Raw genomic sequence first — 11,750 nt, forward strand, 5'->3', positions numbered from 1 at the left:
AAATTGTCGGCCCAGTGTTGCTTGATAACCCTGGGCCCACAGAGGGTCTATTGTTCCAGCGGCGTATCGAAGTCTTTCGGGCGGTCATAATCGCCTTCGTAAGATACCAACAGGTTATCTTCGAAGCGTAAAATCATTTTTTGTTGATAACTGGTTCCGTTACCTGCATTCATGTCAAAGACGTAAAACCACACATCGTTATTGTAGGGGTTATCTGCTACTGGTTTGCCAACCACGTAAACCACTTGTTCTTTCGACATCCCCACGCGAAGCTGGTCAATGTCTCGTTGTTCTAAGTAATTACCCTGTGGAATGTCAATCCGATAAACCAATTTATCTAATACTGAACAGCCACTTAAAAAGATTATAGTCCCTGCAATAATTAATGCTTTCATAACACCTGCTATTAAAATTTTAGTCTAGGGCGATAATAAACAAAGCTAGCTGCCAACCGCAAGTAATTCAGCTGCATTAGCTTTCGTTGCTGCGGTTATTTCATCACCACCAAGTAAGCGTGCTAGTTCAATGACACGCGCTTCAGAGTCTAATCGTACCATGTGTGTCTCGGTACTGGCACCATCTGTTACCTTATCTACCCGTAATTGTTGGTGGGCTTTTGCGGCCACCTGAGGTAAATGTGTGACACAGATAACCTGATTTGATTCCCCTAACTGGCGTAATAATTTACCTACCGTGGCTGCGGTAGCGCCGCTAACACCTACATCCACTTCGTCGAACATCAAGGTCGGGGTGGTTAGTTGGCTGGCAGTAATTACCTGAATAGCTAAGCTAATTCGTGATAATTCACCGCCTGAAGCAATTTTTGCTAGGGCTTGTAACGGTTGGCCTGGGTTCGTGGTCACCATAAAGCAAACCTCATCGGTACCTAGTTTTGTTGCTGGCGCTTGCGCCTGATGAGTTACTTGAATGACGAATCGACCATGGGGCATATTAAGTTGCTGCATGCTGGTGGCGATACGCTGACTAAGTTCAGTGGCGGCTTGCTCACGGCTGGCCGACAAAGTGGCAGCCGCTTGTCGGTAGCTTTTAGCAGCTTGCTCCACTTGCTCATCGATGTGTTCAGATGCGCTCTGCATGGACTCGAGATCGGCTAATTCTTGCGCTAATTGTTGATGGTGCTGATAAAGTTGAGTTGGGTCGAGCTGATGCTTGCGAGCCAACTGTAGCGTTTGGGTAACCCGTTGTTCAGCGTTAGCTAATTGCTCATCGTCAAGTTCAATGTGGTCTTGATAATCACGCAGTTCACGTGCTGCTTCTTCCACTTGCACACTGGCATCGCGGAGCAAACGTACCGCTTGTTGCAAATTAGCATCGGTCTCTAGTTGTTGCTCTAACCGGGTTAGGGCGTTTTGCAACAAACTGTAGGCGTTATTATGTTCACCATCAAAGATGGCATTAAGCGCAAAGCCAGAGTCTTCAATGAGGCTGGCACTATTGGCCAAGCGCTTATGTTGCGCCTCTAATTCTTCGTATTCGTCTTCGCCTAGAGCAAACTCGTTCAGCTCACTGACTTGGTAGCGCAACAGCTGACTGCGTGCGGCAATATCTTGTTGCTGCTGTTGTAGCTGCTTTTGTTGTTTGCGCAGTTGGTACCACTGCTGATAGGCCTGCTGCACCGCATCTAGATGTTGTTGGTGACGGGCGTAAGCATCAAGCAATTGCAACTGATGCTCCGGTCGGGTCAATAATTGGTGTTCGTGCTGACCATGAATGTTGACTAACAGTGGCGCCAGTTGCTTGAGTTGGCCCACGGTAGCAGGGCGGCCGTTGATCCAAGCTTTGGAGCGGCCCTCGCGGGTAATCACGCGGCGAATGACACAACTGATGTGGCTGGAATCGGCATCAGCTTCTTCGTTTAGCTCTTGTTCTGCTAGCCACTGGATGGCAGGGCTAGCGCTGGCACCGAGTTGAAAGCTTGCACTTACTTCAGCTTTATCAGCGCTTGCGCGAATGAGTTCAACGTCAGCACGGTCGCCCAAACATAAACCTAAGGCATCGAGGGCAATGGATTTTCCGGCGCCAGTTTCGCCAGTAATGGCAGACATGCCAGCAGCAAAGTCTATGTCTAAATGACGAACAACAGCTAAATTACGAATATGCAAATGGAGCAACATAGGTCACCTCAGATACTGTGATAATATACAGTAGTTATACAGTATTTATACAGTAATGCAAGTGCTGCCTAAAAATTCTGCAGCAGCGCCTAAGCCAAGCCACTAGAACAGTCGGCTACCCCAGCCTAGCTTGTTGCGCAATACTCTAAAATAACTGTGGTCGTGCGGGTGCACTAAGCATAATTTATGGGGGTGCTGCTGAATAATGACTTCGTCGCCGGCAGCAACTTTCATGCGCACATGGCCATCGCAGGATAATTGTAGATCATCATTATCTGTCGCTGCCCGCAGCTTGATGGTACTGGTAGCATCGACCACAATCGGGCGACTGCTTAAGGTATGTGGAAACATCGGTACTAAGCTAATGGCATGGAGGTTAGGAACGACGATAGGGCCGCCGCCAGATAACGAATAGGCAGTAGAGCCGGTGGGGGTGCTAATAATTAAGCCATCCGAGCGTTGTGAATAGACAAACTGATTATCCACGTACACTTCAAATTCGATCATGTGAGCAACTTTGTCTGAGTGCAGTACTACTTCGTTAATAGCGCGTCCTACGGCCTTAGTTTGGCCATGGTGGATGACTTCGGTTTGTAGTAAAAAGCGCTGTTCAGTTTGGTAGTCGCCAGCTAATACTGCTTTGAGTTGCTCAATCACGTGGTCAGGATCAAGGTCCGTTAGAAAACCTAAGTTGCCGCGATTTACGCCAATCACCCCGATATCGAAATCACAAAGAATCCGTGCCGCACCAAGCATGTTGCCATCACCCCCCACAACAATTGCTAAATCAGCGTGTTGGCCCAGCTCTAACAGCGACATCACGCGCGCTTGAGTACCACTTAGCTGCTCGGCAGTGCGACTCTCAATAATCACTTGATAACCCAGCTTGAGTAGGCTTTGTTCTAGAGTGAATAAGGTGGTACGAGTAGCTTCGTGATTAACTTTGCCCAGCAAGGCGATGGTTTGAAATGGTTGATGTTCACGCTGCGACATAAATTTCCCTGTAATTCTGCGGTTTTTTGTAGCGCAACTCTTGAATCGAGGTTAGATGCCCCCATTAACAGCTGCAAGTTAAGTTATATCACACCAACTAACATTTTGGTTGTGAATTGATGATAGTGCCACGTAAGTGTCACGCAAGTGCCATGACAGTGAGAGTAGCCAAACATGACTAAAAATGATGCAGCACAGAACCCACAGCAGCCAGAGCAAGAGCTAGAGCAAGAGCTAGAGCAAGCGGCTGAACAGGAGCAGGACGTGGAGCAAGAGCAAGAGCAAGCCGCAGATGCTAAGAGCAACGCTAGCGATCGGCTCGGTGAGTTGGAGCTGGCCTTGAGCCAAGCTGAGCAACGTGTGACTGATGCCAATGATCGTGCCGTGCGTGCGGTAGCTGAGATGGAAAATATTCGGCGCCGGGCAGCCCAAGATGTTGAGAAGGCGCATAAGTTCGCTCTGGAAAAGTTTGCCAACGAAATCATTACCACGGTAGACAACTTAGAGCGGGCCCTCGAGATTGCGGCCCAGGCCGACAGCATTAATCAAAACTTTTTAGAAGGGATTGAGTTAACCCACAAAGGGCTACTCAATACCTTAAATAAATTTGGGGTAGAAGCGGTGGGGGTGATTGGCGAAGCTTTTAACCCTGAACTGCACCAGGCCATGGCGATGCAGCCATCGGCAGAACACGACAACAACACTATTTTGGCGGTGATGCAAAAAGGCTACACCCTAAGTGGCCGCTTACTGCGTCCAGCCATGGTGATGGTGGTAAAAAATTAACAATAAGCTTTTTAGGGGTATTGAAAAGGCTTAAAGCCACCCCATATTAAAGTTATCAAACCTGTTTTTTAAGATTTAGTTGGAGAAGAAAATTATGGGTAAAATTATCGGCATCGATTTAGGTACTACCAACTCTTGTGTTGCAGTACTTGATGGTGACAAAGCACGCGTCATTGAAAACGCGGAAGGCGATCGTACCACGCCATCGGTAGTAGCTTTTACTGATGATGGTGAAGTGTTAGTAGGTGCGCCGGCAAAACGCCAAGCGGTCACTAACGCGAACAAAACCTTATTCGCAATTAAGCGCCTGATTGGGCGTCGTTTTAAAGACGAAGAAGTACAACGTGATATCGGCATCATGCCATTCAAAATCGTTGAAGCAGAAAACGGCGATGCGTGGGTACAAATTAACGACGACAAAAAAGCGCCACCACAAATCTCAGCAGAAATTCTGAAGAAGATGAAGAAAACTGCCGAAGATTTCTTGGGTGAGAAAGTAACCGAAGCGGTTATTACCGTGCCGGCTTACTTCAACGATGCACAGCGTCAAGCAACCAAAGATGCTGGTCGTATCGCGGGCTTAGAAGTGAAGCGTATTATCAACGAGCCAACCGCAGCAGCACTAGCTTACGGTATGGACAAGAAGCAAGGCGATAACATTATCGCAGTGTACGACTTAGGTGGCGGTACTTTCGATATTTCGATCATTGAGATTGACCAAGTAGAAGGCGAAATGACCTTTGAAGTATTAGCGACCAATGGTGATACCCACCTCGGTGGTGAAGACTTTGATAACCGTTTGATCAACTACTTGGTTGAGCAGTTCAACAAAGATCAAGGCATTGATTTACGTAAAGATCCGCTGGCGATGCAGCGTCTTAAAGAAGCTGCTGAAAAAGCTAAGATTGAGTTGTCATCAGCACAACAAACGGAAGTTAACTTGCCGTATATTACTGCTGATGCCACTGGGCCTAAGCACTTAGCTATTAAAGTAACTCGCGCTAAATTGGAATCTTTGGTTGAAGACATGATTGCCAAGTCGCTAGAGCCAGTGAAACAAGCACTAAAAGATGCTGATTTGTCAGTAAGCGACATCAACGACATTATTTTGGTGGGCGGTCAAACCCGGATGCCAAAAGTACAGCAAGCAGTGACCGACTTCTTTGGTAAAGAGCCGCGTCGTGATGTCAACCCTGACGAAGCGGTAGCAGTAGGTGCTGCGGTACAAGCGGGTGTATTGCAAGGCGATGTGAAAGATGTGTTGCTGCTAGACGTAACGCCATTATCACTGGGTATTGAAACCATGGGTGGTGTGATGACTAAGCTGATTGAGAAGAACACCACGATTCCGACTAAGCAATCACAAACCTTCTCAACGGCCGAGGATAATCAGCAGGCAGTAACGATTCATGTGTTGCAGGGTGAGCGTAAGCGTGCGGCTGACAACAAATCGTTGGGTCAATTTAATCTTGAAGGTATTCGTGCAGCGATGCGCGGCCAGCCACAGATTGAAGTCACCTTTGATATTGATGCGGACGGTATCCTGCATGTGTCAGCGAAAGATAAAGACACAGGTAAAGAGCAGAAAATCACCATCAAAGCTTCTTCTGGCTTAAGCGATGAAGAAGTAGAAAAAATGGTACGTGACGCTGAAGCTAACGCTGAAGAAGATCGTAAATTTGAAGAAATGGTGCAGGTTCGTAACCAAGCTGACGCGCTGGTACATGCTACCCGCAAGCAGCTAGAAGAAGTAGGTGCGGAGTTGGCTGCGGCAGATAAAGAAGCGGTTGAAACTGCCTTGAGCGAGCTGGAAACAGCCATCAAAGGTACCGACAAAGCTGAGATTGAAGCCAAGCAGCAAGCCTTGATTGAAGCTTCTGGCAAGTTGATGGAAGCAGCCCAAGCGAAAGCTCAACAGCAGGGTGGCGATGCTGACGCTGGTAACAGCCAGAAAGATGCGGATGATGTTGTCGACGCTGAATTTGAAGAAGTGAAAGACGACAAGAAATAATAACCCGCCCACCGGGTGTTGGTGATAGTAAGCACACGGGGGTTGCCGCTAGGTGGCCTCCGTGTACTTGTATCAGGCAGGATATAAAAGGAACGTGGAAATCACACCATTATGTCGAAAATAGATTTATATGAAGTGCTGGAAGTAAGTAAAGATGCCAGCGAACGCGACATCAAAAAGGCCTATAAGCGGTTAGCGATGAAGTATCACCCGGATCGTACCAAAGGTGATAAAGACCTCGAAACCAAGTTTAAAGAAGTTAAAGCGGCCTACGAAATTCTCAGTGATCCGCAAAAGCGCGCGGCTTACGATCAGTATGGTCATGCAGCTTTTGAACAAGGTCAAGGTGGCTTTGGCGGCGGTGGCGGTGCTGATTTTGGGGATATTTTTGGTGATGTGTTCGGTGACATTTTTGGCGGTGGTGGTCGACGTGGCCATGCGCAACCGCAACGGGGAGCCGACTTACGCTACAACCTAGAGCTGAGCTTAGAAGAGGCCGTACGCGGTAAAGAAGTTGAGCTGAAAATTCCTAAATTAAGCACCTGTGACGACTGTCATGGTAGCGGCGCCCGAGCTGGCTCTAGCGCTGAAACCTGTGGTCATTGTCATGGCAGTGGCCATATTCAAATGCGCCAAGGCTTTTTTGCCGTGCAACAACCTTGTCCCCATTGTCGCGGCCGCGGTAAGGTGATTAAAGATCCATGCCGCACCTGTCATGGTGAAGGCCGAGTGGAACGCACCAAGACCTTGTCGGTGAAAATTCCAGCTGGTGTTGATACCGGTGACCGGATCCGCTTAAGTGGTGAGGGTGAAGCCGGCGAAATGGGCGCTCCGGCGGGTGATTTGTACGTGCAAGTGCATGTGCGCGAACACAAGATTTTTGCGCGTGACGGTAATAACCTCTACTGTGAAGTGCCGATTAGCTTTACTAGAGCTGCCTTAGGTGGCGACATCGAGGTGCCGACGCTAGAAGGCAAAGTAAAACTGAAAGTACCGGCCGAAACCCAAACAGGTAAGTTATTGCGCCTGCGTGGTAAGGGTGTTAAATCCGTGCGTACCGGTGCTGTTGGCGATTTGATTTGTAAGGTGGTTATCGAAACCCCAGTGAATTTGTCAGAGCGTCAACGTGAGTTACTAGCCGAGTTAGAAGAGTCGATGGGCAGTGGCGACGAAGCTGCTAAGTATCGTCCCAAAGAAAAAGGCTTTTTTGACGGCGTGCGTAAATTCTTTGATGACTTGCGCGGCTAATACAACTACGGTTAAGCTGATGCTAGCGGCAGATTTCTGAGCCATTGAGAAGAGTCAGGGAGCACCTTTTATGCGCTGGATGAAAATAGCACTAAGCTTAACCGCAGTGATTGGTTTGTTGGTTGCCTGCACGCAATCGCCGACCGGACGTAAGCAATTGATTATGTTCTCGAGCGGCGAAATTGCCTCGTTAGGCGACCAAAGTTATGCCGAGCTGAAACAACAGCAACCACTGAGTACCAACACTCGTGAGGTTAATTACGTAAGCTGTGTGGCTAATGACTTGTTGGCCGTGCTGCCTGAACCTTGGCGCAGTAAAACCTGGGAAGTGAATCTATTTGCCAGTGATGATGTGAATGCGTTTGCCCTGCCGGGCGAAAACATTGGCGTGTACACGGGCTTATTGAAAGTTGCCGAAACCCCAGATCAATTGGCGGCGGTGATCGGGCACGAAATTGCGCACGTGATTGCCGACCATGGTAACGAGCGTATGTCGAATCAGTTTGCCGTGGGGCTAGGCTTGCAAATAGGTTCCGTGGTAGCTGCAACTAAGCTAGAAGACAAAGATGCTGCCTTAGTGATGGCTGCCTTAGGTATTGGCACCCAGCTAGGAGTGCTGTTGCCCTATTCACGGGTACATGAAAGCGAAGCCGACCAGCTGGGCCTAGATTACATGGCTGCGGCTGGCTACAATCCTGCAGCGGCGGCAGACTTGTGGCGTAACATGGCGCGTGTAAGCGGCGCTGGCGGGCCTGAATTTTTATCAACACACCCTTCACCTCAATCTCGTATTGATGCTATTGAAGCCTATGCTCCTGAGGTGATGGGCGTCTATCAAAGTGCCCCTAAAGCCAACTGCAAACTCTAATTCTCTTAGCCACGGAAGGCTCATCATCTAACTGGGTTCTCTGAACCTTATCCCGGTACATCTCATTTTGGTTATATGTAAGTCGAGATTGAACTAAAGCTTTGCTAATAGCGTTAGTAGAATATCAGCATGCAAAGTACTTTTTGGCGGCGGCGGCGGCTGGCTAGTTGCTGGTAGCTGCGATAAACGAATGAGGTGTTATGATTAAGGCTTGGTTTGCAATTCCCTTCTGGCAACGCGTGCTGGGTGCTTTTGCACTGGGCGTGCTGATTGGTGTAATTCACCCTGACATTGCGCAAGCGTTACGGCCGTTGGGAACACTCTTTATCAATGCATTAAAGATGTTGGTGGCGCCACTGATCTTCTTTGCCATTGTGAGTGCTATTTTACAGTTAGGTAGCGGCGAAAAGGCTGGTAAAATTGGGATGCAAACCATAGGTTTGTTCTTACTTACAGCCGTTATTGCCAGTGTCATTGGGCTATCGGTAGCACAGTTATTGGATATTACTCCGTCACCTGATTTAGTCGCCGATAGTAACTATGAACCGAAAGTAGTGCCTGGGCCCATTGAGGTACTGTTGAGTTTTATTCCGACCAATCCGTTTGCTGCTTTGGCTGAAGGTAACGTGATTCAAATTGTGGTGTTTGCCGCGTTGGTGGGGGTAGCCATCAATCAGTTGGGTGAGGTCGCTAAGCCCGTAGCAGCGGTGATGAGTGCCGGCGCACAGGTGATGTATCGGATCACCAAAATGGTATTGGAACTGACCCCGTTCGGTGTCTTAGGGTTAATGGCGTGGGTGGTCGGTCACTACGGTTTAGCCAGCTTAACCCCTCTGGCCGCTTTTATTGGGGCCATTTATCTCGCCTGTTTACTGCATATACTGTTGGTGTACGGCACCATGGTACGGTTAGCTGGGATGTCGCCTTGGTTCTTTTTTAAGTCGGTGTTTTCGGCGCAATTGGTGGCCTTCACAACCTGTAGTAGTTTTGGCACGATTCCGGCCGCACACCAAGCTATCACTGAAAAACTAGGTGTCCAAAAAGAGTATGCAAGTTTTGTGTTACCTCTTGGTGCCACCATTAACATGGACGGTTGTGGCGGGATTTATCCGGCCATTGCTGCGGTCTTTATCGCACAGATTTATGGCATTCCGTTGGATTGGGCAGACTATATGCTGATCACCTTAACGGCCACGCTCGCCTCGGTAGGGACCGCAGGTGTACCAGGTACGGCGATGGTGATGCTAACCGTCACCCTCAATGCGATTGGGTTGCCGTTAGAGGGGATTGCATTTATCGCTGCTATCGACAGAATCATAGATATGGCGCGTACCGCAACCAATGTGACCGGTGATATGGCGGTGGCAGTGGTGTTGGGGCGCAAGCAACAGAGCGCAGATGATGACGCTAAGGCCCAACTAGGCTAGTATTGATGGCATTTAGTCTGAGCTCGGCAAATTAAGCTCGGCAAATTAAGCTCGGCAAATTAAGCTCGGCAAGTTAAGCTCGGCAAGTTAAGGCTGTGGCGACAGCGCATGAAGGATTCTCGGATGAGTTTGAAAGTAGGTATTTTGGGTGCCAGTGGGCGCATGGGGCAGGCGGTGATCGTGGCGGCAAAACGTCTCGATGTAGCCGTAACCGCCGCTGTGGTAAGTCAGCAGTCGCCCCGTTATGGACAACCTATTCGCGCTAATGATGCTGATGGCGGTGTCTGCTTTCAGCACGCCGATGAACTGCAAGCCGGCCAAGTTGAGGTGCTTATTGACTTCTCTTTACCGCAAGCGCTGTCGGCTAATTTAGCGTTAGCGCAGCGATTACAAGTTCCCATTGTGGTGTGTACGACGGGTTTAGGCGAATCCCATCAGCAGGCGCTCGATCAAGCAGCGACAAGTATTCCGGTGTTATATGCAGCTAATACCAGTGTCGGTATCACGTTACTACGGCAGTTGGTAAAACTCACTGCGGCAGCATGGCCGCACACGGATATTGAAATCATTGAAGCGCATCATAGTGCCAAGCGCGATGGCCCATCGGGTACCGCACTGGCCTTAGGTGCTAGTGCAGCTGCAGGGCGCGGGGTGGAGTTAGCTGATGTTAGTGCTGGGGTGCGTGGCGATGGCTTACGTCAACCTGGGTCGATTGGTTTTGCGGTGGTACGAGCGGCCGATATCATAGGTGAGCACACTGTTTTATTTGCTCAGTCGGGCGAGCGTTTAGAGCTAACGCATCGCGTTGGTGACCGGCATATTTTTGCACAAGGTGCAGTACAAGCAGCACAGTGGCTGCAGCAGCAGCCAGCCGGCCGTTATAGCATGGCGGATATGTTGCAATTAAGAACCTTGTTACAAGACCTTCTGTAGGCTTGTTGAAAGAGTAATTTCTGGTTTACGTTAAGCTAATATTTCTGTAGAATACCGCCAATTTGCCAGTAAGTTTTCGGGCAAGCTGAAACGCGCACTCCAGAGGTGTTTGGCTGGTTAAAAATCCAAATACCAGACGCTGGTGCAAGGTAATCAACGGGGAAGTCAAATTTTTGATTCACCCGTTTTTTTATGTACGGAGGTTAACCTTGAGTATTCTAGCGAGCCACTCAGCAAGTAAAGCCATTTTGGTACTTGCCGATGGAACTGTTTTTCACGGCACGGCAATAGGAGCCGGCGGAACCGCGGTTGGTGAAGTTGTTTTTAATACCGCCATGACCGGTTATCAAGAAATCCTTACTGACCCCTCTTATTCTGAACAAATTGTTACCCTCACTTATCCCCACATCGGCAATTACGGCACTAATCACGAAGACGAAGAATCCAATCGAGTTTGGGCTAAAGGCCTAGTTATCCGAGATTTATCGCTTAAAGCCAGTAATTTCCGTCGCGAGCAATCGTTGGCTGATTATCTACGGCAACGCAATGTGGTGGGTATTGCTGATATCGATACGCGCAAACTAACTCGTATCCTCCGTGAGAAAGGTGCGCAAAATGGCTGCATCATGGCCGGCGATATCAACGTAGCCAAGGCGTTAGAACTAGCACAAGGTTTTGCTGGATTAAAAGGCTTAGATTTAGCCAAAGAAGTGACCATTCGTACGCCAGTGGAGTGGACCAGCGGTAGCTGGCGCTTAGGTGAAGGTTTTAAAGAATTAACTGAGCAACGGTTTCATGTGGTCGCCTACGACTATGGCTGCAAACGCAATATTTTGCGCTTGTTAGTGGATCGTGGCTGTAAAGTGACTTTGGTACCTGCGCAAACTCCGGCGGCAGACGTGTTAGCGCTGCAACCGGACGGTGTATTTTTATCAAATGGCCCAGGCGACCCTGAGCCGTGTGATTACGCCATTAAGGCGATTCAGGAAATTATTGCGGCACAAGTGCCGATTTTTGGCATCTGTTTGGGCCATCAATTGTTAGCGTTAGCCAGCGGTGCTACCACCATTAAAATGAAGTTAGGCCATCATGGTGCCAACCATCCGGTACAAGATTTAGCGACTGGTCGAGTGATGATAACCAGCCAGAACCATGGGTTTGCGGTAGATGAGGCAACCTTGCCTGCGCATCTTAAAGCGACGCACAAATCGTTGTTTGATGGCACCTTACAAGGTATTGCGCGCACCGATGTGAAAGCCTTCAGTTTTCAGGGGCATCCCGAGGCAAGTCCGGGCCCGAATGACGCCGCACCCTTGTTTGATCACTTTATCGAATTGATGAGCCAATAA

At 48.9% G+C, this 11,750-nt stretch carries 10 protein-coding genes; 7 read left to right on the top strand and 3 right to left on the bottom strand.

Translation table 11 applies throughout. The features are described from left to right. Nucleotides 1-47: 47 nt before the first annotated feature. From AB8S08_RS03750 to nadK, 3 genes are all read right to left on the bottom strand, one after another. The gene (locus AB8S08_RS03750) at nucleotides 48-395 is read right to left on the bottom strand and encodes an outer membrane protein assembly factor BamE (protein ID WP_110074814.1); all 348 of its coding nucleotides are present in this window, start codon (nucleotides 393-395) and stop codon (nucleotides 48-50) included. A gap of 45 nt (nucleotides 396-440) precedes the next feature. Beyond that, a complete protein-coding gene (gene recN / locus AB8S08_RS03755; protein ID WP_369743700.1) occupies nucleotides 441-2,135 on the bottom strand; it encodes a DNA repair protein RecN in 1,695 nt (564 codons plus the stop codon). Nucleotides 2,136-2,237: 102 nt separating this feature from the next. Next, nucleotides 2,238-3,128 carry an NAD(+) kinase gene (nadK, locus tag AB8S08_RS03760; RefSeq protein ID WP_369743702.1) on the bottom strand — a complete coding sequence of 297 codons (891 nt, stop codon included), beginning with the start codon at nucleotides 3,126-3,128 and terminating at the stop codon, nucleotides 2,238-2,240. 174 nt (nucleotides 3,129-3,302) lie between these two features. Between nadK and grpE the strand changes: the two genes are divergently transcribed. The 7 genes from grpE to carA all read left to right on the top strand — a co-directional run bounded on the left by grpE (nucleotide 3,303) and on the right by carA (nucleotide 11,750). After that, nucleotides 3,303-3,914 carry a nucleotide exchange factor GrpE gene (grpE, locus tag AB8S08_RS03765; protein ID WP_369743704.1) on the top strand — a complete coding sequence of 204 codons (612 nt, stop codon included), beginning with the start codon at nucleotides 3,303-3,305 and terminating at the stop codon, nucleotides 3,912-3,914. 94 nt (nucleotides 3,915-4,008) lie between these two features. After that, nucleotides 4,009-5,925, top strand: coding sequence for a molecular chaperone DnaK (dnaK, locus tag AB8S08_RS03770; RefSeq protein ID WP_369743706.1), 1,917 nt, complete (start codon nucleotides 4,009-4,011; stop codon nucleotides 5,923-5,925). Between the two features lie 111 nt (nucleotides 5,926-6,036). Then, entirely contained in the window at nucleotides 6,037-7,173 is a 1,137-nt protein-coding gene (dnaJ, locus tag AB8S08_RS03775) for a molecular chaperone DnaJ (RefSeq protein WP_369743708.1), read from the top strand. Nucleotides 7,174-7,243: 70 nt separating this feature from the next. Beyond that, nucleotides 7,244-8,041, top strand: a complete 798-nt coding sequence (locus AB8S08_RS03780) for a M48 family metallopeptidase (protein ID WP_369743710.1) — start codon at nucleotides 7,244-7,246, stop codon at nucleotides 8,039-8,041. A gap of 200 nt (nucleotides 8,042-8,241) precedes the next feature. Beyond that, nucleotides 8,242-9,468 (top strand): dicarboxylate/amino acid:cation symporter, encoded by a 1,227-nt coding sequence (locus AB8S08_RS03785; protein WP_110074807.1) that lies wholly within the window; start codon nucleotides 8,242-8,244, stop codon nucleotides 9,466-9,468. A gap of 123 nt (nucleotides 9,469-9,591) precedes the next feature. Beyond that, entirely contained in the window at nucleotides 9,592-10,401 is an 810-nt protein-coding gene (dapB, locus tag AB8S08_RS03790) for a 4-hydroxy-tetrahydrodipicolinate reductase (RefSeq protein WP_369743711.1), read from the top strand. A gap of 209 nt (nucleotides 10,402-10,610) precedes the next feature. Then, nucleotides 10,611-11,750 (top strand): glutamine-hydrolyzing carbamoyl-phosphate synthase small subunit, encoded by a 1,140-nt coding sequence (gene carA / locus AB8S08_RS03795; RefSeq protein WP_110074805.1) that lies wholly within the window; start codon nucleotides 10,611-10,613, stop codon nucleotides 11,748-11,750.

The sequence above is a fragment of the Pseudidiomarina sp. PP-1MA genome (assembly GCF_041200125.1).
In the GTDB taxonomy this organism is placed as follows: domain Bacteria; phylum Pseudomonadota; class Gammaproteobacteria; order Enterobacterales; family Alteromonadaceae; genus Pseudidiomarina; species Pseudidiomarina fusca.

Bases quoted from the DNA above. Each gene is read 5' to 3' on its own strand.
- AB8S08_RS03750 (WP_110074814.1), bottom strand. From the start codon at position 395: ATGAAAGCATTAATTATTGCAGGGACTATAATCTTTTTAAGTGGCTGT.
- recN (WP_369743700.1), bottom strand. From the start codon at position 2,135: ATGTTGCTCCATTTGCATATTCGTAATTTAGCTGTTGTTCGTCATTTA.
- nadK (WP_369743702.1), bottom strand. From the start codon at position 3,128: ATGTCGCAGCGTGAACATCAACCATTTCAAACCATCGCCTTGCTGGGC.
- grpE (WP_369743704.1), top strand. From the start codon at position 3,303: ATGACTAAAAATGATGCAGCACAGAACCCACAGCAGCCAGAGCAAGAG.
- dnaK (WP_369743706.1), top strand. From the start codon at position 4,009: ATGGGTAAAATTATCGGCATCGATTTAGGTACTACCAACTCTTGTGTT.
- dnaJ (WP_369743708.1), top strand. From the start codon at position 6,037: ATGTCGAAAATAGATTTATATGAAGTGCTGGAAGTAAGTAAAGATGCC.
- AB8S08_RS03780 (WP_369743710.1), top strand. From the start codon at position 7,244: ATGCGCTGGATGAAAATAGCACTAAGCTTAACCGCAGTGATTGGTTTG.
- AB8S08_RS03785 (WP_110074807.1), top strand. From the start codon at position 8,242: ATGATTAAGGCTTGGTTTGCAATTCCCTTCTGGCAACGCGTGCTGGGT.
- dapB (WP_369743711.1), top strand. From the start codon at position 9,592: ATGAGTTTGAAAGTAGGTATTTTGGGTGCCAGTGGGCGCATGGGGCAG.